Annotated in this window: 16 protein-coding genes; 2 read left to right on the top strand and 14 right to left on the bottom strand. The window is 46.9% G+C overall.

Translation table 11 applies throughout. From position 1 onward, the window contains the following. Positions 1–355: 355 nt before the first annotated feature. Positions 356–1708 (bottom strand): cell wall-binding protein, encoded by a 1353-nt coding sequence (locus QM657_RS03875; protein ID WP_415065231.1) that lies wholly within the window; start codon positions 1706–1708, stop codon positions 356–358. A gap of 512 nt (positions 1709–2220) precedes the next feature. Between QM657_RS03875 and QM657_RS03880 the strand changes: the two genes are divergently transcribed. Next, positions 2221–3087 (top strand): class I SAM-dependent methyltransferase, encoded by an 867-nt coding sequence (locus QM657_RS03880; protein WP_415065232.1) that lies wholly within the window; start codon positions 2221–2223, stop codon positions 3085–3087. 6 nt (positions 3088–3093) lie between these two features. On the opposite strand, the gene QM657_RS03885 is transcribed toward QM657_RS03880, so the two are convergent. Next, on the bottom strand, positions 3094–4131 hold the full coding sequence (locus QM657_RS03885; protein ID WP_415065233.1) for an acyltransferase family protein: 1038 nt from the start codon (positions 4129–4131) through the stop codon (positions 3094–3096). Between the two features lie 209 nt (positions 4132–4340). Between QM657_RS03885 and QM657_RS03890 the strand changes: the two genes are divergently transcribed. Further along, positions 4341–5639 (top strand): S8 family peptidase, encoded by a 1299-nt coding sequence (locus tag QM657_RS03890; protein ID WP_415065234.1) that lies wholly within the window; start codon positions 4341–4343, stop codon positions 5637–5639. Between the two features lie 51 nt (positions 5640–5690). On the opposite strand, the gene QM657_RS03895 is transcribed toward QM657_RS03890, so the two are convergent. The 12 genes from QM657_RS03895 to rpoC all read right to left on the bottom strand — a co-directional run bounded on the left by QM657_RS03895 (position 5691) and on the right by rpoC (position 23438). Next, on the bottom strand, positions 5691–7559 hold the full coding sequence (locus QM657_RS03895; RefSeq protein ID WP_415065235.1) for an LTA synthase family protein: 1869 nt from the start codon (positions 7557–7559) through the stop codon (positions 5691–5693). A 227-nt stretch (positions 7560–7786) separates the two neighbouring features. Next, positions 7787–8980 (bottom strand): elongation factor Tu, encoded by a 1194-nt coding sequence (gene tuf / locus QM657_RS03900; RefSeq protein WP_415065236.1) that lies wholly within the window; start codon positions 8978–8980, stop codon positions 7787–7789. Positions 8981–9134: 154 nt separating this feature from the next. Continuing rightward, complete coding sequence (gene fusA, locus QM657_RS03905; protein WP_415065237.1) at positions 9135–11255, bottom strand: elongation factor G; 2121 nt, start codon at positions 11253–11255, stop codon at positions 9135–9137. A gap of 16 nt (positions 11256–11271) precedes the next feature. Beyond that, positions 11272–11742 carry a 30S ribosomal protein S7 gene (gene rpsG / locus QM657_RS03910; protein ID WP_415065432.1) on the bottom strand — a complete coding sequence of 157 codons (471 nt, stop codon included), beginning with the start codon at positions 11740–11742 and terminating at the stop codon, positions 11272–11274. A gap of 175 nt (positions 11743–11917) precedes the next feature. After that, positions 11918–12340 carry a 30S ribosomal protein S12 gene (rpsL, locus tag QM657_RS03915; protein WP_415065238.1) on the bottom strand — a complete coding sequence of 141 codons (423 nt, stop codon included), beginning with the start codon at positions 12338–12340 and terminating at the stop codon, positions 11918–11920. A gap of 264 nt (positions 12341–12604) precedes the next feature. Next, positions 12605–13921: a sulfatase-like hydrolase/transferase gene (locus QM657_RS03920; protein ID WP_415065239.1), complete on the bottom strand. Its 1317-nt coding sequence runs from the start codon at positions 13919–13921 to the stop codon at positions 12605–12607. 16 nt (positions 13922–13937) lie between these two features. Further along, positions 13938–14771 carry a carbohydrate ABC transporter permease gene (locus QM657_RS03925; protein ID WP_415065240.1) on the bottom strand — a complete coding sequence of 278 codons (834 nt, stop codon included), beginning with the start codon at positions 14769–14771 and terminating at the stop codon, positions 13938–13940. A gap of 13 nt (positions 14772–14784) precedes the next feature. Then, positions 14785–15666 (bottom strand): carbohydrate ABC transporter permease, encoded by an 882-nt coding sequence (locus QM657_RS03930; protein ID WP_415065241.1) that lies wholly within the window; start codon positions 15664–15666, stop codon positions 14785–14787. A gap of 62 nt (positions 15667–15728) precedes the next feature. Next, complete coding sequence (locus QM657_RS03935; protein WP_415065242.1) at positions 15729–17084, bottom strand: ABC transporter substrate-binding protein; 1356 nt, start codon at positions 17082–17084, stop codon at positions 15729–15731. Positions 17085–17229: 145 nt separating this feature from the next. Next, a complete protein-coding gene (locus tag QM657_RS03940) occupies positions 17230–17958 on the bottom strand; it encodes a response regulator transcription factor (protein ID WP_415065243.1) in 729 nt (242 codons plus the stop codon). Beyond that, positions 17943–19646, bottom strand: a complete 1704-nt coding sequence (locus QM657_RS03945) for a sensor histidine kinase (RefSeq protein ID WP_415065244.1) — start codon at positions 19644–19646, stop codon at positions 17943–17945. The genes QM657_RS03940 and QM657_RS03945 overlap by 16 nt, the downstream gene beginning before the upstream one ends. Before the next feature lie 132 nt (positions 19647–19778). Next, positions 19779–23438, bottom strand: coding sequence for a DNA-directed RNA polymerase subunit beta' (gene rpoC, locus QM657_RS03950; protein ID WP_415065245.1), 3660 nt, complete (start codon positions 23436–23438; stop codon positions 19779–19781). Between the last annotated feature and the right edge of the window lie 5 nt (positions 23439–23443).

Raw genomic sequence — 23443 nt, forward strand, 5'->3', positions numbered from 1 at the left:
ATGTGATTCTCATTACTTGACTTGCCATAAAAAAAGTCGCCTCCTTTTCGCACTTATAATAGAAGTACGACAAGCGGTGACTGTACACATTCCCGTGTGTGTCCTGCGGACTACCACACTGACTATCCGTTTGTATAAACAGAACTTTAAGTTGTACAGTGACTTGTCGCCAGTTTCCTAACTTGACATTCGCTCCGCGGAAAACCTGCTTTTACAAGCAGCAACCTCACGCTTCACAGCTATCATGCCACAGCCTTAATATAATATCATACTTTTTTTTAGATTGCAAGTACTTTTTTTCAAAAAAATGGCGTGAAATCTGATTTTTTCAAATCTCACGCCATCAATCTTTTTTTTAATCCCAGACAGGCTCTACCGGAGATCTGCCTTCCCCTGACGGGGTTTCATCGTCCACCTTTAATAAGTTTCCGTTGCTTCCGGTTTTATACTTCACGCCTTCCGCATTCTTTACAGTCGTTCCCTTTGCCACTTTTCCGGTGGAGTTGACCACATAGTCGGTGGTGGTGCTTCCCGTTGGAATGGCGATGACTTCGTACTTGCTTCCTTCATCAGCTCTCTGAAGCTTACCCATATAATACAGGTAGCCGTCTTTCACGCCCGTATAACCCCGGCCGCTGTCGCTGAAATAATATGTTTCCTCGTTGCCGTCTCCTTCAATCACTTTGATCTTACCCTTTTGCATGGAGCTGGCCTTCTTATCTCCGAAATAATAAGCCGTAAATTCGGAGCCGTTTCCGATTTTCACCTTCTGGAGTCCGTATACAGGATTTCCAAGATCGTTGAACAAATACGTCTTGTCATTGATCTTCGTCAGATGCTGGGTGCTGGCTTCCCCCTCCTTTGGTCCGGCCTTTGGTACACCGGAGTTGGAGAAATAAAACCATTCCACATTTTCTTCATAGCCGGATACATCGTGAGGCGGTTCTACCGAATACCAGCCCACTCTCAGCTTTCCGTTGTTGTCATAATACTTATAATTTTGAATCTCATAGTCCGCATTGTCAATGCCTACATTTTTCCAGCCGGTCTGAAGAGTGCCGTCTGAGTCAAAGCAGTAAGAGATTCCGTCAATCTTATAAGTTGCAAAATCGCCGGACAAGTTCTTTGGAACGTACTTCTTTCCGCTCTCGCCGAAATAATACCAGAACTTTCCATCGTCGCTGTCTCCCGGCGCCACCTTATCCGGGTCATAGTCGCTGTCCGGTGAAAAAAGCTTCTGCCAGCCTGTGCGCATAGCGCCGTCCGTGCCGCAGTAATACATATCCTCCAGAACCCAGCCCGTCTGCATCTCGCCGTTGGAATCAAAATAATACCACTTGTTGTTGATCTTGGACCAGTTGTCCATAACAGCCTTTCCGCTGCTTCCGAAGTAATACCACTTAAGCTGGCCGTTTCCCGAATCCTGGAACTTCATCCATTTATCAGTCACCAGAATGCCGTTAGAGTCCGTATAATATGTATTTTCGATCCAACTGTTTACGGCCATCTCACCATAGCTGTTTAAATAGCGCCAAAGGTTGTCCGCACCCTTTTTCCAGACATTGGTGACTTTACTTCCGTCTGCATCATAGTAAACCCAGGTATTTCCTGACTGAGCCCAGCCTTCCGCGGCCATAGCATCCATCGATGCAGTACCCATAGCCAGCACGGCGGAGACAGCCAGCACAATGAGACCTTTTCTTTTCATTCCTTCACTCCTTACAGGGATTTCCTTTTTATCTTTCTTTATTTTAGCAATTATTTTCCAATTATTCAACTGTTTTAATCTTTCGATTCTATTACGAAATTATTTCTCCCTCAGGAATACGGCTTTTTTCTTCTATATAAAAGCGGGTGCCGTAAATCACACCCGCTTTTATTCACGTTACCAGTTGCATCGGCGGTTGCAGCAGCGGCAATTCCTTCTGCACCGGCAGCAGCATCCCCGGTTACACTGCCTGTAGCAGCCTCCTGCATTAATTCCCCAATTGCACCAATAATTACAGCCGCAGGTACCGGCAGAAATTCCTATACGAAAACACATAGTTTCACACCTCATCACTTAGAATTATACTATATTATATAGGACACATAGACAAGGGGTGATTTTACGAGCAATTTCTTGACGCTCCCCCGTCTATCCAGTATAATTGAGGAAGTTCAATCGGCCCGACCCATAAGCGGACAGGCTGACAGGAAGCAAAAGAAAGGAAACACGATATGTGGATTGCAGACGGCTGGAAAGATTATGAAGTAATAGATTGTTCAGAAGGAGAAAAACTGGAGCGCTGGGGGAAATACATCCTCGTGCGTCCCGATCCCCAGGTCATCTGGTCCACTCCCAAGACAGAAGCGGGCTGGAGAAAGATGAACGGCCATTATCACCGAAGTGCCAAGGGAGGGGGAGAATGGGAATTTTTCAGTCTTCCGGAGCAGTGGAGCATCAGCTATAAGGAACTGACCTTCCAGTTAAAGCCCTTCAGCTTTAAGCACACCGGAATTTTCCCGGAGCAGGCGGCAAACTGGGACTGGTTCGGCGAAAAGATCAAACAGGCAGGAAGGCCCATTAAGGTCCTCAACCTCTTTGCATATACCGGAGGAGCCACATTGGCAGCCGCAAAGGCGGGAGCCTCTGTCACCCATGTGGACGCGTCCAAGGGAATGGTCGGCTGGGCCAAGGAAAACGCCCGCTCCTCTAACTTGGAATCCGCACCCATCCGCTGGATCGTGGATGACTGTGTCAAGTTCGTGGAAAGGGAAATCCGCAGAGGAAGCCGGTATGATGCCATCATCATGGACCCGCCATCCTACGGCAGAGGCCCAAAAGGGGAGATCTGGAAGATCGAAGATTCCATTCACCCCTTTGTCAGCTTATGCGCCCAGCTTCTGTCCCCTGAGCCTTTATTTTTCCTCATTAATTCCTACACCACCGGCCTGGCGCCCTCTGTATTGTCCTACATGATTTCCATTGAAGTGGGAAAGAAATTCGGCGGCACAGTAGATGCCCAGGAGGTAGGCCTTCCTGTCACAAATACAGGACTCCTGCTCCCCTGCGGCGCATCGGGAAGATGGTCGTCAGAGTCTTAAGGTTCTTTACCGGCCTCCGTTCATCACCTGCCACAAGGGCGGCAAAAGCCACCGCAGCAACCGCCCTGCCTGGTAGCTTAAAATCACACATAAGATCGGCATAAAGAGAAACAGCATAAAGGGAATGGCCGGAACAGACGGGAGCAGCAATGCTCCCGTTTTGTTAACCAGTCTCACAATAGCAAAGTGAGCTGCATACAGAAAGAAGTTCTGCTTCATCCAGTCTTTCGCTTCTATGAGAATCCTTTCCGGGGTGAGCAGCCACAGTCCTGCAGGAGTGAGCAGGCGAAAGCACACGGCAGAAGCCGCCATTTCTCCCTTTAAGCTTCCTGGAAAATCAAACCCATATAGAAAAATGGCTGACACAAGGAGGGCTGCCCCCGCTCCAAACCGGCCTCTGTTCCATTTTCCTTCCGCAACCCTCTTTCCATGGATGGCCGCAAAGGCTCCGAAGGAATAATAGAGGAAAGCATCCAGGTTTAAAAACGGCAAATATCCTCCCAGGTAGATGACCGCAAATATCCCGCCCAAAACCAGGCAGCCAATCTGCCATGTTTTCACCAGCATGTAAATGAGGGGGGCCAGGATGATCAGCAGAATCAACTGTTGTAAATACCAGAATACATAATTATAAGTATAATTGAAAACCGCATCCCAGGCTCCCGAAAGGGAAAAAGGCACCTTGCCCTTTCCGATGACCTCGGACAAATAGGGAATCCGGCTTCCCACCACGTAACCCAGGTAGTAAAGGAGATTCCACACCACATAGGGCACCAGCACACTTCTCATTCTGGCTTTCCATTTCACCCAAAGCTTTTCCATGGTAAATCCCCGGAAAAAGAGGTAAGAGGAAATCAAAAAGAACCCAGGCACGGCAATCTGGGACGCTGTATTTCCCAAAAGCCTTTCCAGCCAGTCCATCTGATATCCCAGCCTTGTGCTGCCCAGAAAAAGTACTGCATTGTAGGAGTGGACCCATATGACTAAAAGACTGTAAAAAAATGTAAACCAGACGATTTTATTACGAAACTGCACTTCTTCCATGGGGCCCTCCTTTCTCTCCATACATTTTATCACAGGAAAAGAGCCTTTATCAAATCATTTTCCAGGTCTTTGGCCGGAAAAAGGAACTTTCAGCAATAGACCGTAAAAATTAAAATATTTTTCACATATTTTTTCATTCTGTCCCGTAGGGTTTATGGTATAATAGGAGCAATCTCAACCATTGCTTTCCAGTTAAGGAGAAAATAACCATGAAAAAAATAACCCGCGCCGCCTGTCTTTCCCTCGCTGTCCTGATTGGGGGCTTATCCCTTTCAAGCAGCGCTGCTTTCGCAAAAAGCAGTCCAAAAGATCCGGCCACGGCGCTTCAAGCATTTTCCTCTGACAGAGGACAGGCCCTTCAGGCAGCAGCCATTGGTCCGGGCCTCATAAACTTATCCCCCGCGGATGAGTTTTCCACCTATCAGTGGGGGCTTAAAAATGACGGGGAATTCCGTCTCATAGAGCTGCAGGCCAAATTCCGGGCAGTGGACCAGAACTACAGCCAGAAAAGGTCCGGAGTGGGCATTGGAATCCCAAAACCTGGGCCGGACGATTATAAGTCCATTGTGACCCACGCCACGACCGGCATTGACATCGCCATGCAGCCCGCCTGGAAGGTGTACGATCAGGCAGAGGCAAAGCGGTCTGTTACCGTTGCCATCATTGATACGGGCATTGATATCCATCATCAGGAGCTTAAAAATGCGCTGTGGACCAATCCCGGAGAGGTGGATGGAGACGGCATTGACAATGACGGCAACGGATATGTGGATGATTTTTACGGCTGGAACTTTTATTCCGGAAACAACCAGATTTTTGTAGGGAACGAGGACAGCCACGGAACCCATGCGGCTGGCACCATCGGAGCTGACAGAGGATCTTACGGCATAGCTGGAATTACGGATAATAACTACGTGAAGCTCATGACCTTAAAAGCCTTAGGCGGCGAGGACGGGGCCGGCTCTCCGGAAGCGGTGATTCAGGCCATACGGTATGCCGAGGCAATGGGGGCTTCCATCTGCAACTTAAGCATGGGAACCACCGCCTACAACGAGGCGCTGGACCAGGCCATCAGAGACTCTTCCATGCTGTTTGTGGTTTCCTGCGGAAACGGAGGGGTGTCCGGCCTTGGATACGATACGGATGTTTACCCTGTTTATCCGGCCTCTCTCCCTCATGACAACGTGATTTCCGTAGCCAACATCCTGTTTGACGGAAGCTTAAGCAAGGACTCCAACTTCGGCGCCAGCAGCGTGGATATCGCAGCGCCGGGCAGCTTCATCTTAAGCACGATCCCAGGTGATGCTTACGGCTTTATGAGCGGAACCTCCATGGCCGCACCCATGGTGACCGGAGTAGCTGCCATGATCTATTCCTACCGGCAGGACATCTCTTTGGGAGAGGTTAAAAACATTCTTTTAAGCTCCAGCAGAAAAATGGACAGTCTTGCCGGTAAGATGGTAAGCGGCGGACTTTTGGATGCTTATGCTGCCATCACCTGGCAGTAAATAAAAAACAGTGAGATAAAGGGTACATTTCTCCTTCTTCTCACTGTTTTTTTATTTTTCATACTCCAGGGAAAACATCTCCCTGTACTTCTTTCCGTCAAAGGTGTGATTATATACCAGATATTCATAGCTGGCAATTAAGTCACGGTAAGGATTTTCCGGCATTCTTAAGTCATCCCATGAATAATAGGTGCCTTCTTTATCATAACAGCCGATGGGGTGAACCACCGGAAATGTCTCTTCCATGGTCAGAAGAAACTGCTGGTAAGGCGTCATCTGGACATTGGCCCTTTTTAACAGCTCTGAACCCAGGTAAACAGCCCCCAGCTTCCCTTTTTCTTCTGCCTGGCTCTCATAATTGGTCCAGATCAGAAACGGGGTCTGATACCACTTTAAACGGTCCTCATTGGGCACAAGATCGCTTGGCATCCCTGCAATTTCATCAAAGAATTCATCTTCCACACTGGGCTGATGATCCCCGAACAGGACGATCATGGTGGGCTCATCACTCTGCTTAAAATAGGAAATCAAATATTCCAGGGCTTCATCCGACTTCTTCACAAGGGATAAGTACTGGTCGGTCTTAGGATACTTCCCTTTCAGGTTTCCGGTCAGCCATACTTCCTGCTGGAAGTTATCATAATCACTCTCATAACCTCCGTGGTTTTGCATGGTCACATTGAAGATGAACAGCTTATCCTCCGGATTCTCCTTGGACTCCACCCGCTCGATCAGCTTCTGGTAATCCGCTTTGTCGCTGACATAGTTTCTCAGCTCTTCGCTGCCCTCATAATCTTCTATAGCCAGAAATTCATCCATTCCCAGGTTCCGGTAGCATTCCTGCCGGTTCCAGTTTTCTCTTGGATATGGGTGCATGGCGACGGTCTCATAGCCCTGGGATTTTAAGGTGCTCACAAGGCTGTATGTATCAGGCTTCACATTAAACTGATAGGCAATGCTGTTGGCCTGAAGCAGGGAAATGGAATTTCCGGTCAGGAATTCATATTCGGAATTGCTGGTCAGGGAACCGAATACAGGAACGGCAAGACTTCCTTTCACCGTGTTTTCCTTTAAGCTGTTTAAAAAGGGAAAATATTCCTGATTCGTCTCAAAGCTGCCTGCTGTTTTCAGTTCAGACAGGCTTTCATTCATAATGCATATGATGTTGACCGGGGTTGTATTCTCTTCTGTTTCCGCATCACTTTCTCCGGCCTGAGCCAAAAGAACCTGGTTTTCCTCCCTCACGGAATCGTAAATCTGTTTTACCTTTGAAAGGCTGTAGCCCTTGGGTTTTTTCTGCACCGTGTAATTGAAGGAAACAGCCGTGGAAAGCACATATCCGTACTCCTGATAAGTTTCATTAACCTCCCACATGTTGATTTCAAGGCCCTTGGAAGGGATCAGGAAGGTATAAAACCACATGCAGAAGCTGACAATCACGCCCGCACTTCCTCCGGCGAGGATCAGCCGCCTTTTCCTGCCCTTAGCCCGTCTGGGAAACAAAAAGGCAAAGAGACAGATCGCCTGGACTCCTAAAAATGCCAGATACATCTCCTCTGTCAGGATAAATTCATAATTTCCCGCCACGCTCATGGCAGTCCGCAGGGCCAGGACATCCCAGATCATGATAGGCCTTCCCCGAAAGCTGGTGACCAGATATTCCGCCGCAGAAACAAAATAGAGAAATACCGCCATCACGGGAATTCCGATTCCGGTGCTTCCGCTGACTGCAAATGCAGTGAGATACAAAAGGTAAATCCAGCCTATATTTAAAACAGCCATGGAGGGGGAGATTGCAGACAAATTGCCGGTTACATACTCAAACAGAATATAAGATGCGCAGGGAATCAAAAGCATGATGGCAGTGGCTGTAAAAATCCCTGCATTTTTAAGCCACTTTAACAGCCGTTCTCTTATCACGTAAAAACATCCTCTTTTTCTATACCAGAATGATTTAATGTTACCACAAAGCGGCGGCGCCATCAATAGACAATTTATGACAACCGGAAAATCAAACCGTTTCCATCAATCACCCAGCCCCCTCTCAGCATTTTAGAGCAAAAAAAGGAGCGCTGCTCCACAGATGATTTCTCATCTGTTTTGCAACGCCCCTGATGTTTCAATCAGTATTGATTTATCGTCAATAATTACTCAACGATAGTAGCTACTCTACCTGAACCTACTGTACGGCCGCCTTCACGGATAGCGAAACGAAGACCCTGCTCCATAGCGATTGGGTGAATCAGCTCTACGGACATTTCTACGTTATCACCAGGCATACACATCTCTACGCCTTCTGGAAGATCACAAACGCCTGTTACGTCAGTTGTTCTGAAATAGAACTGAGGTCTGTAGTTGTTGAAGAAAGGAGTATGACGTCCACCTTCATCTTTTGTTAAAACGTAAACCTGTGCTGTAAACTTCTTATGGCACTTTACAGAACCTGGTTTAACGAGACACTGTCCTCTTTCGATGTCAGTTCTCTGAACACCACGAAGAAGTGCGCCGATGTTATCACCAGCCTGAGCCTCGTCAAGCAGCTTACGGAACATCTCGATACCAGTTACAACAACCTTACGGGTCTCTTCGCTGATACCAACGATTTCAACTTCATCAGATACGTGTAATGTACCACGCTCTACTCTACCGGTAGCAACGGTACCACGGCCTGTGATGGAGAAAACGTCCTCGATAGGCATAAGGAATGGCTTATCTGTTTCACGAACTGGGTCCGGAATCCACTCATCTACTGCGTCCATTAACTCAAGAACCTTATCGCCCCAAGAGCAGGAAGGATCTTCAAGAGCCTTTAATGCGGAACCCTGGATGATTGGTGTATCATCGCCTGGGAACTCGTACTCATTTAAGAGCTCACGGATTTCCATGTCTACCAGTTCAAGAAGTTCTGAATCGTCTACCATGTCACACTTGTTCATGAATACAACGATGTAAGGAACGCCTACCTGACGGGAAAGAAGGATGTGCTCTCTTGTCTGAGCCATAACACCATCAGTTGCAGCAACAACCAGGATAGCGCCGTCCATCTGAGCAGCACCAGTGATCATGTTCTTAACGTAGTCAGCATGTCCTGGGCAGTCAACGTGTGCATAATGTCTCTTGCTGGTCTCGTACTCAACGTGAGAAGTGGAGATTGTGATTCCACGCTCTCTCTCTTCCGGAGCCTTATCGATATTCTCGAAAGCTACTGCCTGTCCAGTACCTAATCTTTCATGCAGAGTCTTTGTGATAGCTGCTGTTAAAGTTGTTTTACCGTGGTCAACGTGACCGATGGTGCCGATGTTACAATGTGTTTTGTTTCTTTCAAACTTAGCTTTAGCCATTTTATAACGTCCTCCTTAATTTACGCTCTCTTCCGAGCTTTGTTTATATGTTAGGCTGTTTTTTATTATATGCTATTTGTGCACTATTTTCAAGCCTATTTGATGGATTCCGGGCAGACTTGTGTGCCCGAAATCCATGGAAAACCGGTTAGGATTATTTGCCCTTCTTTTCAGCAAGAACTTTTTCCTGTACGCTCTTTGGTACTGGCTCATATTTCTCGAAGAACATAGAGTAGTTACCGCGTCCCTGTGTTCTGGAACGTAAGTCAGTGGAGTAGCCGAACATCTCTGACAACGGTACAAATGCTTTAACCATCTTACCGCCGCCGATATCCTCCATACCTTCGATACGGCCGCGTCGGGAGTTAATATCACCGATAACATCGCCCATGTATTCTTCCGGCATGGTTACTTCCACCTTCATGATCGGCTCAAGGAGAATAGCGCCACCCTTGTTCATAGCATCTTTAAATGCCATGGAACCGGCGATGTGGAATGCCATTTCACTGGAGTCAACCTCATGGTAGGAACCGTCGTATACAGTTGCCTTTACACCAAGCACTGGGAATCCGCCCAGAATACCGGACTTTGTAGCTTCCTCAATACCTGCACCAACTGCCGGGATGTACTCCTTAGGAATAGCACCACCAACAACAGCGGATTCAAACTTGAATAATTCTTCGCCATTGGCCTCCATGGGCTCAAAGCGAACCTTACAGTGTCCGTACTGACCACGTCCGCCGGACTGCTTTGCATACTTGCTGTCAACTTCAACAGTCTTTGTAAAGGTCTCCTTGTAAGCAACCTGAGGAGCACCTACGTTAGCTTCTACGTTGAACTCACGAAGCAGACGGTCTACGATGATCTCCAGATGAAGCTCACCCATACCGGAAATGATAACCTGGCCAGTTTCCTGGTTGGTCTTTGCACGGAAGGTAGGATCTTCTTCTGCAAGCTTTGCAAGAGCCTCGCCCATCTTGCCCTGACCAGCTTTGGTCTTAGGCTCGATAGCGATATCGATAACTGGCTCTGGGAATTCCATGGACTCCAGAATTACCGGATGCTGCTCGTCACAGATAGTATCGCCTGTTGTTGTCAGCTTGAAACCTACGGCAGCAGCGATATCACCGGAATATACCTTATCCAGCTCTGATCTCTTGTTGGCATGCATCTGAAGGATACGGCCAACACGCTCTTTTTTGCCCTTGGTTGCATTCAGCACGTAGGAACCGGAGTTCATAACACCGGAGTAAACGCGGAAGAATGCCAGCTTACCAACGAATGGGTCTGTCATAATCTTAAATGCGAGAGCGGAGAATGGCTCTTCATCAGAAGAATGTCTCTCGATCTCATTTCCATCCATATCAACACCCTTGATAGAAGGAATGTCAACAGGAGATGGCATATATTCCAGAACAGCATCAAGCAGCTTCTGAACGCCCTTGTTTCTGTATGCGCTTCCGCAGCATACAGGAATAGCGGTACACTCACAGGTAGCTCTTCTCAATGCCTTCTTTAAATCTTCATTTGACGGCTCTTCCCCTTCCAGGTATGCCATCATCAGGTCATCGTCCAGTTCGCAGATTTTCTCAATCATCTCTGCACGATAAAGTTCAGCGTCATCCTTCATGTCGCCAAGGTCTTCTGTGATAGTCACATCATCACCCTTGTCGTCATTGTAGATATAAGCCTTCATTTCGAACAAATCGATGAGTCCTTTGAATTCGTCCTCTGCACCGATGGGAAGCTGAATGCAGATTGCATTCTTGCCCAGACGGCTCTTGATCTGATCAACAGCACCGTAGAAGTTCGCACCCATGATATCCATCTTGTTGATGTATGCCATACGGGGTACGTTATAGGTGTCTGCCTGACGCCATACGTTTTCAGACTGAGGCTCTACGCCGCCCTTTGCACAGAACACGCCTACAGCGCCGTCCAGTACACGCAGGGAACGCTCAACCTCTACAGTAAAGTCAACGTGTCCTGGAGTATCGATAATGTTGATACGGTGCTCCGGAGCGCCTGCTTTTACCTTATTGTTTTCATGCATGGTCCAATGGCAGGTGGTCGCTGCTGAAGTGATTGTGATACCTCTTTCCTGTTCCTGCTCCATCCAGTCCATGGTTGCAGTACCTTCATGAGTATCACCAATTTTGTAATTTACACCAGTATAATAGAGGATACGCTCAGTCAATGTGGTCTTACCAGCATCGATATGGGCCATGATACCAATATTTCTGGTTCTCTCCAATGGATATTCTCTTCCAGCCAAAGCTTTTTCCTCCTAATTAAAATCTGTAATGAGCAAATGCTTTGTTTGCCTCAGCCATCTTGTGCATATCTTCTTTCTTCTTTACTGCAGCACCGGTGTTGTTGGCAGCATCCATGAGCTCATTGGCAAGTCTTTCTTCCTGGGTCTTCTCGCCTCTCTTACGTGAGTAAAGAGTGATCCATCTTAAAGCTAATGCCTGCCTTCTCTCCGGTTTTACCTCGATAGGTACCTGATAGGTAGCTCCACCGATACGTTTTGCCTTTACTTCCAGTACAGGCATGATGTTGTTCATTGCTTCTTCGAATAATTCAACAGCAGGCTTGCCTGTCTTCGCTTCCATACGGTTAAATGCACCGTATACGATCTTCTGAGCAACACCCTTCTTACCGTCAAGCATAATGTTGTTGATCAGCTTTGTAACAACCTTGTTGTTGTAAAGCGGATCTGCTAATACGTCTCTTTTTTGAGTATGTCCTTTACGTGGCACGTTACTTCCCTCCTTAATACCGCTGGCAATTCCTAAAATTGTCCAGCTATTCATTAGATCTTAGGTACTCACAAACATTGAAGTTGCGTTCGCGCTGGGTTTCTATATATAATCCTGCAACCTACAGGTTCAATATCTAAAGTCCGGCACTAGAAATTCAAATGTGTGGTTCTAATTATTTCTTTGCTGCTTTTGGTCTCTTAGCACCATACTTGGAACGAGCCTGTCTTCTGTTGGCAACGCCTGCAGTATCGAGAGTTCCTCTTACGATATGGTATCTTGTACCTGGTAAGTCTTTTACTCTTCCGCCGCGGATTAAAACAACGCTATGCTCCTGAAGGTTGTGTCCCTCTCCTGGGATGTAGCTTGTTACTTCGATGCCGTTAGAAAGACGTACTCTGGCGATCTTTCTAAGAGCTGAGTTAGGTTTTTTCGGTGTAGCAGTCTTAACTGCGGTACAAACGCCTCTCTTCTGAGGAGCAGAAATATCAGTAGCCTTTTTCTGTAAAGAGTTGTAACCCTTCTGCAGAGCAGGTGCTGTAGATTTCTTTACGCTTGTCTGTCTTCCCTTTCTTACTAACTGGTTAAATGTTGGCATTCCATTCACCTCCTGTGATATTGTCTGTGGTTGCTGTCTTCTTCAGCTTAATTTACGCACAAAAACATGACGCGTTTATGCACGCCTAATCATTATATACATATTGCTTTTTCCTGTCAAGGATTTTTTTGCTGATCTGTATTTTTTAAAGCGCGGACAGAGAAATATGCTTTGTATTTTTTCCTGATATGAAATTATTTTTTTATAACCGCAAAAAGTGGGCCGCAGCCCACTCTTTACCAAAAATCATAAATGCGGACAGGGTCAGAGGGAAATGATCCTGGGGCTCCCTTCTCCGGCCAGCTCCAGCTTCCCAAGCAGCTTCTCTTTCAGCTCTTCTTTCACTTCCCGGTATTTTTCCCTGTCGACCAGGTTATTCAGCTCATAGGGATCTTCCTCCAGATTATAGAGGCATTCTTCCACATAAATATCACTTCCGGAATCGAGCCAGGGATTTTTATGGGGTGCCGTCACGCAGTATTTCCATTTTAACGTGCGCAGGGCACGCCCCACCTGGCTTTCACTGATTTGAATCAGAACATCGTTATCCCAGTCTTTGGCTCCATCCCTTAGCAGGCATCCTGCCGGTCTGCCATCCATCTGCTTTGCCGGCTCTGCTCCTGCAATTTCCAAAATCGTCGGGGCGAGGTCTACCAGGCTCAGGGACTGTTCGATCACCCTTCCTCCCAAATAGCTGCCCCCTCGGCATATCATGGGGATTTTTATGCTGGCCTCATGACAGGAACGCTTATATTCCCCATTTCTGGTGCGGAAATGGCTTCCATGGTCAGATGTGAACAGAATGACCGTATCCTCGTAGATTCCTTTTTTCTTTAAAGCGTCTGCAAACTCTCCCAGATTTTCGTCCAGCTTTCTGATACAGCCATAATAGTCGGCAAGATTGGCTCTCCAGTCCGCATCCGGCTTATCCAACTGAAGCAAATCCTCAGGCACCCTGGCATCCCGATACCGGTCCGCATATCCCTCCGGCGCGACATAACGGTTTTTTGTATTCTGATGGTGGGGCTCCAGATAAGAAACCATTAAAAAGAAAGGCTCTTCCTTCTCATACTCCTCAATGAACCGGACACCGTGCTCCGTCAGAAAATCAGAACGGTACTGTCCGGAAAACGGCAGCTTTTGATTATCACGGTCATAAATATAGCCCTCATACGCATCCGATGTAAATTCCAGCAAGTCCGCAGCTTTCCACTCTCCCGTATAGCCGCATCGTTCTTCCATAGGGACAGGCTCAAGCCCAGTGAGGGAAAGATGCCACTTTCCGATGTAGTTGGTCGTATACCCCGCACCGTTTAACAGATGGGCCAGAGTCTGGTTATCGTCCTTTAACTCCAGCGCATTGCGAAAGCATCCGTTTTTCGTAGCATACCTTCCAGTCTGGATCACCGATCTGGCCGGGCCGCATACAGGCTGGCAGGTAACCGCATTCTTAAACGTCACTCCTTCTGCGGCCAATTCATCAAGATTCGGAGTGAGTCCAAGGTCTGAGCCATAACAGCCGCAAGTGTCCGCCCTTTGCTGGTCCGTAAAAAACAACAGTATATTTGGTCTGTTTTTCATGAAAATTCTTCTCCTTTCACTCTTTGACCGCACCGGCAGTCAGCCCTGAGATTATGTATTTTTGAAGGAATATAAATATGATCAGAATGGGTATTGCCGCCGTAACAGCCGCCGCCATAACGCGTCCCCAGTCATAATTATACTCTCCCAGATACGTCATGGCGATTCCCGATGCCAGCGTCCTCATCCCTGTTTTATTTACCAGGGTCAGCCCCCATAAAAAGTCCTCCCAGGATATCAGGAAAGAATAGATGCCTACGGCGATGATCCCCGGCCGGATCAGGGGCAGTATAACCCGAAACAGGGTGTTGGCCTTAGAGGAACCGTCGATGCAGGCTGCCTCATCCAGGGATTTGGGTATGGTGTCAAAGAATCCCTTCAAAATCCAGACCGACATGGGAAGCGCATTGGTGGAGCAGGCCAGCACCAGAGCCGTATAGGTATTTAACAAGCCCAGCTTAAAATACATGTTGTATAAAGCGATCAGCAGGGTCATAGCCGGGAACATCTGCGTGGACAAAAACAGCATCTGCAAAAATCTGGCCCCCCGGAACTGAAAACGGGAAAATACATAGGCCGCAAATACTGCAAGGGTCAATGTAACCAGAGTTGTCACAGTGGAAACAATCACATTGTTCTTATAAAAAACAACAAATTTCCCATCATTCATAATATTTTTATAGTTATTCCAGGTCGCGCCATTGGGAATAAACTGAGGCGGCAGCCTTAAGATCGCCTCATTGGGCTTAACGGATGTCAATATCATCCAATAGATCGGGAATATAAATATGATGGTAATTGCAGCCACACCAAGGTACACCAATACCTTATTTGACATTTTAACCTTCATCTATGATGCCTCCTTAATATTGAACTTCCTTCGCTGCCAAAACCTTATTATACACCGCCGAGAATACCATCAGGAACACAAGCCAGCACACGCCGATTGTGGCCCCCTTGCCCATATTAAAGCCGGAAAATGCGGTTTCATAAGTATAGAGAGGCAGGGTAGTAGTCGCCCTCACAGGGCCTCCCCCGGTCATTGTGAAGAAAAGGACGAACATCTGAAAGTTAGAAACAATGGATGTCAGGGTGACTGTCTTTATTACGGGCATAATAAACGGAATCGTAATTGCGTAAAACTTCTGCCAGCCCGTCGCTCCGTCTATGGAGGCCGCCTCTCTCAGTTCCTCCGGAACCGTCTGGAGCCCTGACAGCAGCATAATCATCATAAGAGGCATCTGTTTCCAGACTGCTGAAATAACAACAGAAATCATTGCTGTCTTTGGATTGCCCAGCAGGCTGTAATTGCCCATCCCGAAAAGGTAGTTGGCAATGCCGTACTGGGGCTGGAAAATGAACATCCATACCACTGCAACAACCAGGGAGGGAATGGTCCAGGGAAGGAACAGCAATCCCCGGAAAATCTTCTGCCCCTTAAGCCACTCGATATTTAACAGCATTGCAACCGTAAGACCTATGACAAACTGGAGAAATACGGTGGATACGACATAAATCAATGTCCTTCCAAAGGTGGCAAAGAATTGGGCATCCTGTAATACATCCTTATAGTTCTGAAAATTATTCCACTTTATATTGTTAATATCCATCAGGTTATAGCGCGTAAAGCTCATGCCGATCACCGTCACCACCGGAATCACAATTGTGATTGACAGCAGTAGGAGTGCGGGTGCCAGAAGGACAATTATGAACCAGTTAATTTTCGTTTTTTTCTTTCTAATCATCGATATCACCCTGTCTTTCAAAAAATTTAGGAGGAATTTAAATCCTCCTAAATTTAAACCCGCTATTCGCCGTATATATTTTTGATGGTGGTTTCTGTCTCTTCAAGGACTGTGGTGATATCCTCGTTGTTGATCATAATGCGCTCCATTGCCTTTGTCACTTCATTCATGGCATTGTCAAACAGCGGGTTTGTGGCCGGAAGCGGGCTTGCTGTCTCTGCTTGCTTATTAAATACTTCCATAAAATAATCCTCATTCATCTCCGGCAGCGCTGCAACGGATTTTCTGCCGGAAAGCACAGCATTGGATTTATGGTATTTTAACATGGCTTCCTTGCCGGTCAGGTATTCAATTAATTTTGCCGCTGCTTCCTGGTGGCTTGAAGATGCTGAAATTCCAAGCTCATGTTCCGTATATACCGTTTCGCTTTTTCCTGTCACTCCTATTGGAATGATGGCATAACCCATAGAAGCATCAAAGTCTTCGCCCTTACCGCTGCTGGCCCTATATGCGTTACGCCCCATATCGCCGTCGATAATAAACCCAATCTGTCCTGTTGCAAATAATCCGCGTAAGTCCTTAATCTCCAGTCCGCCCGGCATCACCTTCTCGTCAACCATCTGCTTCATGTATTTTAATGCATTCACATTGCCTTCATTGTTAAGGTCAACCTTGCCGTCCCCGCCCAGAAAATGTCCTCCAAAGCTGTAGAATACGCCATTGGCGACAGACCCGGTATGTGCCACCTTACCGGTTGGAAGTCCCAGTCCATAGATCGTATTGCCTGCATCATCCTTGCCGAGAGCCGCTATTTTCTTCGCCATTTCCGTCATCTCATCCCAGGTGGCAGGGGCCTTTTCAGGATCGAGGCCGGCTTTCTTCATCAGGTCCTTATTATAGTACAATGCCAGAGGATGGGGTGCCCAGGATATTGCAGCTACCTTTCCATCAAACGTCGTCCCTGCCAGATAATTCGGATATACATCGTCGAGCACCTCCTGTGATACGAGGCCCTTTAAGTCTGCAAGAAGACCGGCTCCCTGGAAGGCAACCATCATCTGAGAATTTCCCATGATGACATCTGCTGCATTTCCCGATGTTCCTGCAATTAAAACCTGATCCTTGTACTGGTTAAACGGAATTGCCACAGATTCTACTTTAATGTTTGGATTGGCCGCCATAAAATCAGCCAAAAGCTCTTTAAAAATACCACTCGTTGCCTCTTCTGCCTCCAACCAGTTGCTCATGGTAATGGTGACGGCTTCTTCCCCTGCTGTTCCCGCTGTTGTGCTCTCCGTTTTTTCCACCGATGCACTTTTGTCCGCAGATACCGTTTCTTCCGTCTTTTTACCGCATCCTGTGAGAATCATACTTCCCGTCAGAGCCGCCAGCAAAATAATACTTAACACTTTTTTCATTTCCTTCTCCTCCTGCTTTCATATTTTGTTGCAGTAATTACTCTGTGGTTTTATTATATAGTAAAATATCACAAGATTATAAGGACACAAACTTCATATCAGGTATTATTTTCACATATTCCATCTCATTTCAGAAGTGTTTTTGTCACTTTTCACGTCCCTCCGAAGGTGTGACACCAAATTTCTCTTTATATATCCGGGTAAAATGCTTTGTGCTTAAATACCCCACCATCTCTGAGATTTCATTCACCTTTAAATCCGTATTGAGCAGCAGGTTACGGGCTTTTTCCATGCGAAGCTCTGTCAGGTATTCAATGTATTTCATTTCCAACTGTTTTTTAAAGAGGGAAGAAAGGTAATTCGGATTTACCCCTACCTTTTGGCTCACATCCTCCAAACTGATATTTTTATAAAAATTCCGGTCTATGTATTCCTTCGCTCTGCCTATCACACTGTTGTCGCGAACACTGTCAGCCGGCTCTGCCCCTGCCTTAGAGGTCTCACTGATTCCGAGAATGCGGTTTATGGACTCTACCAGTTCAAAACGGTTAACCGGCTTAATGATATACTCACTGACACCATACCTCATGGCAGTGCGGGCGTATTCAAACTCACTATAAGCGCTGATGAGAATAATTTTAGGCCGCCTTTCCATACCGCTGCAGAGCCTGGCCAGGTCCAAACCGTTTACAACCGGCATACGGACATCCGTAATAATAAGCTCCGGAGTGTGGATAACCGCCTCTTTGTATCCCTCTTCCCCATTTTTGCATTCTGACACAACCTCAACATCATCATAAGCAGTTTCAATGATCTTGCGTATCCCCTGGCGTATGATTTTCTCATCATCACATACAATCACTTTGTGTTCCATAGTTTTTCCTCCTGAATCGGAATCTGAATCGTGGTTATGGTGCCCACCCCTTCCTTCGAGTGGATGAAAAGGCGGCTTTTCTCCCCATAAGCGATTTTCAACCGGCGATACAAGTTTCTGATGGCATAGCATTCTGATGGACTCTCTTCCGGTTCACTGACCAAAAGCCGGCCAATCCGGTCCATGCTGTCCGAATCAATATGTCTTCCATTATTATAGACCCGGATGAGCAGATACTGATTTCTCACCCGGACGGAAACCTTCAGATAACCCTGGTCCTCAAAATCATTAAATCCATGCTTAAAAGAGTTCTCTACCAATGGCTGCAGGGACAGGCGAAGCATCTTACACATTTCACTCCCCTCTTCCACATCGAATTCAGTAGTAAAGCAGTCCCCAAAGCGTATCCTCTGTATTGCAATATAATTTCTGGCATTTTCCACTTCAGACCGGACCAAAACCTCCGGCATGGATACTTCCATAGCATACCGCATCATGGCAGAAAAGGATTTGGATAAATTCACGATCTCGTAATTGTCCTGTATCAGCGCAAGCATTGAGATACTTTCTAAGGTATTATAGATAAAATGCGGGTTGATCTGGCTTTGCAGCGCCCTTAAAGTCGCCTTCTGATTCTCAATCTGAGCGATGTAATTTTCATTAATCAACTGCTTCATATTGTGGATCATGGTATTTAAGCTATGACTCAGCTCACCGATTTCATCCTCATAGCCTTCCTTTACATGAATGTCCAGATTTCCCCCTGCAACGGACAGCAGGGTATCCCGCAAGTGAAAAATACGGTCCGTAAACCGGTTGGTGAATAAGCGGCTGGTAAAATAGATGCTCACCATCAGACCTGATGTGCCGAGAGCAAAATACAGAAATGCTAATTTATATCCGGCTCTGATATCCTGCAGACTGATTCTGTACTCCACCTTTTCATTTAAGGCTCTGACAGTCGAGTAAACCGACATATATTCCCTGCCCTCTCCGCCCTGGGGCCCGATCTCCCTTCCATTCACAATAACGGAATTCTTCGTCCCCCGTACCAGAGGATAGAATGTACCTATTATGTTATCGTAATCCAGCTCAGAATACACGAATCCAAGAAAGGCGCCGTTCTGCACACTGATAATCGGAATCGCCGTAAATAAAACCTCATTTCCCGTCTGTATGCTGACCGTCTCCCCCAGCACCTGACGTTTACTTCCGGAAAGCAGGTCCTTAAACCAATCTGCCTGGCTGTAATAAGTGTCAAGGTCCTTATCTGAAAAATCATTTGAGAAGGACTTTCGTGATCTGTTAATGTAAACATATATGTTAATGACCCTCTTGTCCGAGGTTGCCACATTAGCAAGCCGGTTTCTGATAAAATCCCGGAATTCAAGCTTCTCCTTATAATTGAGGTCCGGATACTCCTGCATCTCTTTTTGCACACTGATGTCGGTTGCAATGCTTTCCAGCTTCTCCTTATTCTGCAAAAACCATGTATTAATTTCATCGGAAGCCTTATCAATGGTAATCTGTGCCTGTTTTCTCGACGCGTTCACCGTCGCCCTCACGTATACCACAGATATAATAGTAAAAAGCACCAGAAAGGGAACAATAACCGCTCCCCAGCAGGATATCGTAAGCTTTTTATGAATCGATGCATTATTATAACGCAGTAAAAGCCGTTTTATCATAAGATTCCTCCCATCAATATACCGAAAAATAACGTTCCATAGCCGTTTATGAAATATTATATATTATTTGAAAAGGACTGTATACGAAAAAAATCCCGGAAGCCTTCAGCCTTCCGGGATTTTCTCCTCTGATTATTCTTCTATCTCTATTTCATCAATATCCAGAACTTCTTCCGCCTCTTCAAAGGAATCTTCTGCCAAAATGATCTCATCATCTTCTGAAAGAACAATCTCCTCTTCTTCCTCGAAAGCAGCGTCTGTGTTCAGACGAATGGTGCGGTAACGCTTCATACCGGTACCTGCCGGAATCGGCTTACCGATGATAACATTTTCCTTCAGACCGATCAGATGATCCACCTTGCCGTTAATAGCGGCTTCGGTCAGAACCTTTGTGGTCTCCTGGAAGGAGGCTGCGGATAAGAAGGAATCAGTAGCCAGAGATGCCTTGGTAATACCAAGCATAACCTGCTTTCCATCTGCCGGTTCTTTGCCTTCTGCCAACAGGGATTCATTTAAATCATTGTAATCCAGAACATCCATGGAGGTTCCCGGAAGCACATCACTGTCTCCGCTTTCCTCAATTTTGATCTTCTTAAGCATCTGTCTTACGATCATCTCAACGTGCTTATCATTGATCTCAACACCCTGGAGACGGTATACACGCTGTACTTCCTGGATCATATAATCCTGAACAGCACGAACGCCCTTGATCTTTAAGATATCGTGAGGATTCACACTACCTTCGGTCAGCTCGTCGCCGGCCTCCAGCACCTGATTATCCTGAACCTTGATTCTGGAACCGTAAGGGATCAGATAGGTCTTGGAATTTCCGGTTTCATTTTCTGTTACAATGATCTCACGTTTTTTCTTTGTATCTTTAATCGCTACCACGCCGCCAAACTCTGCGATAATGGCAAGACCCTTTGGCTTACGGGCCTCGAAAAGCTCCTCGACACGGGGAAGACCCTGTGTGATATCGCCTCCGGCAACGCCTCCCGTATGGAAGGTACGCATGGTAAGCTGTGTACCGGGCTCACCGATGGACTGAGCAGCGATGATACCGACTGCCTCGCCTACCTGAACCGGCTGTCCGGTTGCCATGTTGGCACCGTAGCACTTGGCGCAGACGCCCAAATGGGATTTACAGGTTAAAACGGTACGGATTTTAATAGAATCGCGGCCCATCTTATTTAATACCTTCATAACCCCGGACGCACGCTTTGGCGTACACATGTGGTTGGCCTTTACGATCACTTCTCCTGTATCCGGATCAGTGATGGTCTCTCCGATGAAACGGCCTGTAATACGTTCTTCCAGACTCTCAATGGTTTCCTGACCGTCCATAAATGCCTTGATTTCCATATAAGGAATCTCTTTTCCTTCGCAGCAGTCGATTTCACGGATGATCAAATCCTGAGAAACGTCTACGAGACGTCTGGTCAAATAACCGGAGTCAGCGGTACGAAGGGCTGTATCGGAAAGTCCCTTACGGGCTCCGTGAGCGGAGATAAAGTACTCCAATACGTCAAGTCCTTCACGGAAGTTGGACTTAATAGGAAGTTCGATGGTATGACCGGTTGTATCGGCCATGAGTCCACGCATACCGGCAAGCTGCTTGATCTGCTTATCGGAACCACGGGCTCCGGAATCGGCCATCATGTAGATGTTGTTATACTTATCAAGTCCTGTCAGCAGGTCATGGGTCAACTGGTCATCGGTTGCCTTCCATGTATCAATTACTTCTTTATAGCGTTCTTCCTCTGTGATCAAACCACGGCGGAAGTTCTTTGCAATCTGGTCAACCGTTGCTTCTGCATCTGCGATCAGCTTCGGCTTGCTCTCCGGCACGGTCATGTCGGAAATGGATACGGTCATGGCAGCTCTGGTGGAGTACTTATAACCGATAGCCTTAATATCATCTAAAGTCTCAGCGGTCTGAACAGCACCGTGAACGTTGATAACCTTTTCCAGGATCTGCTTTAACTGCTTCTTTCCTACGTGGAAATCCACTTCCATCAAAAGCTCATTGCCTGGAATGGAACGGTCTACAAAGCCTAAATCCTGAGGAACGATCTCATTGAAGATGAAGCGTCCTACTGTGGATTCTACCACTCCGGTTTTTGCGGTTCCATCAGCCAGAGTCTTGGTCATTCTGGCCTTGATTCTGGAATGAAGGGTAACTGCCTGGTTTTCATAGGCAAGAATGGCTTCATTCACACTCTTAAATACCATTCCCTCACCCTTTGCGCCCGGTCTCTCCTGAGTCAGGTAATAGATTCCGAGAACCATATCCTGAGACGGAACAGCCACAGGGCCGCCGTCAGAAGGCTTTAATAAGTTGTTAGGTGATAACAGGAGGAAACGGCACTCTGCCTGAGCTTCTACGGAAAGAGGAAGATGAACAGCCATCTGGTCTCCGTCAAAGTCGGCGTTAAAAGCGGTACAAACGAGAGGATGGAGCTTAATAGCCTTACCTTCCACCAGAATCGGCTCAAATGCCTGGATTCCAAGTCTGTGAAGGGTAGGAGCACGGTTTAACATAACCGGATGCTCTTTGATGACATCCTCAAGCACATCCCAGACTTCCGTCTGAAGGCGCTCTACCATCTTTTTTGCGTTCTTTATATTGTGAGCGGTTCCGTTGGAAACCAGCTCCTTCATAACAAAAGGCTTAAACAGCTCAATGGCCATTTCTTTCGGAAGACCGCACTGGTAAATCTTCAGTTCCGGTCCTACTACGATAACGGAACGTCCGGAATAATCCACACGCTTTCCTAACAGGTTCTGACGGAAACGTCCCTGTTTTCCCTTTAACATATCGGAAAGGGACTTTAAGGCTCTGTTTCCAGGTCCTGTGACCGGTCTTCCGCGTCTGCCGTTGTCGATGAGGGCATCGACAGCTTCCTGAAGCATACGCTTTTCGTTGCGGACGATGATGTCCGGAGCTCCAAGCTCTAATAAGCGGGCGAGACGGTTGTTACGGTTTATGATTCTTCTGTAAAGGTCATTTAAGTCTGAGGTGGCAAAACGGCCGCCGTCAAGCTGTACCATGGGACGGATATCCGGAGGAATGACCGGAACCACTGTCATGATCATCCACTCAGGCAGGTTGCCGGAGCTGCGGAATGCTTCCACTACTTCCAGTCTCTTGATGATTCTGGCCCGCTTCTGTCCTGTGGCTTCCTTTAATCCCTTCTTTAACTCCTCAGAGTCCTTTTCCAGATCTATGGAGTGCAGAAGCTCTAAGATGGCCTCTGCTCCCATTCCTACCCGGAAAGAGCCGTGGCCGTATTTCTCCACTTCCTCCCGGTATTCTTTTTCTGATAAAACCTGCTTATACTGCAGACCTGTATTTCCTGCATCAAGCACCACGTAAGATGCAAAATACAGAACTTTTTCCAGCGTTCTGGGAGAAATGTCCAGAATCAGACCCATACGGCTGGGAATTCCCTTAAAATACCAGATATGGGAAACTGGTGCAGCGAGCTGGATATGGCCCATACGCTCCCTGCGGACACTGGCTTTGGTCACTTCCACACCGCAGCGGTCACAGATAACGCCTTTGTAACGGATTTTCTTATACTTTCCGCAATGGCATTCCCAGTCCTTACTCGGCCCAAATATCTTTTCACAGAACAGACCGTCTTTTTCCGGCTTTAAGGTCCTGTAGTTGATTGTCTCAGGCTTTTTTACCTCACCGTGGGACCAATCCAGAATTTTCTCCGGAGATGCCAGACCGATCTTGATGGCATCAAATGTCATTGGGTGGTAAGTTTCATTATTTTCAGGCATGAGCG

The organism is Lacrimispora sp., from assembly GCF_047605665.1.
Taxonomy (GTDB): Bacteria; Bacillota; Clostridia; order Lachnospirales; family Lachnospiraceae; genus Lacrimispora.

What these genes read in the sequence shown, in the direction of transcription:
- QM657_RS03875 (WP_415065231.1), bottom strand. Translation starts at nt 1,708, where the DNA reads ATGAAAAGAAAAGGTCTCATTGTGCTGGCTGTCTCCGCCGTGCTGGCT.
- QM657_RS03880 (WP_415065232.1), top strand. Translation starts at nt 2,221, where the DNA reads ATGTGGATTGCAGACGGCTGGAAAGATTATGAAGTAATAGATTGTTCA.
- QM657_RS03885 (WP_415065233.1), bottom strand. Translation starts at nt 4,131, where the DNA reads ATGGAAGAAGTGCAGTTTCGTAATAAAATCGTCTGGTTTACATTTTTT.
- QM657_RS03890 (WP_415065234.1), top strand. Translation starts at nt 4,341, where the DNA reads ATGAAAAAAATAACCCGCGCCGCCTGTCTTTCCCTCGCTGTCCTGATT.
- tuf (WP_415065236.1), bottom strand. Translation starts at nt 8,980, where the DNA reads ATGGCTAAAGCTAAGTTTGAAAGAAACAAAACACATTGTAACATCGGC.
- rpsL (WP_415065238.1), bottom strand. Translation starts at nt 12,340, where the DNA reads ATGCCAACATTTAACCAGTTAGTAAGAAAGGGAAGACAGACAAGCGTA.
- QM657_RS03920 (WP_415065239.1), bottom strand. Translation starts at nt 13,921, where the DNA reads ATGAAAAACAGACCAAATATACTGTTGTTTTTTACGGACCAGCAAAGG.
- QM657_RS03925 (WP_415065240.1), bottom strand. Translation starts at nt 14,771, where the DNA reads ATGAAGGTTAAAATGTCAAATAAGGTATTGGTGTACCTTGGTGTGGCT.
- QM657_RS03930 (WP_415065241.1), bottom strand. Translation starts at nt 15,666, where the DNA reads ATGATTAGAAAGAAAAAAACGAAAATTAACTGGTTCATAATTGTCCTT.
- QM657_RS03935 (WP_415065242.1), bottom strand. Translation starts at nt 17,084, where the DNA reads ATGAAAAAAGTGTTAAGTATTATTTTGCTGGCGGCTCTGACGGGAAGT.
- QM657_RS03940 (WP_415065243.1), bottom strand. Translation starts at nt 17,958, where the DNA reads ATGGAACACAAAGTGATTGTATGTGATGATGAGAAAATCATACGCCAG.
- QM657_RS03945 (WP_415065244.1), bottom strand. Translation starts at nt 19,646, where the DNA reads ATGATAAAACGGCTTTTACTGCGTTATAATAATGCATCGATTCATAAA.
- rpoC (WP_415065245.1), bottom strand. Translation starts at nt 23,438, where the DNA reads ATGCCTGAAAATAATGAAACTTACCACCCAATGACATTTGATGCCATC.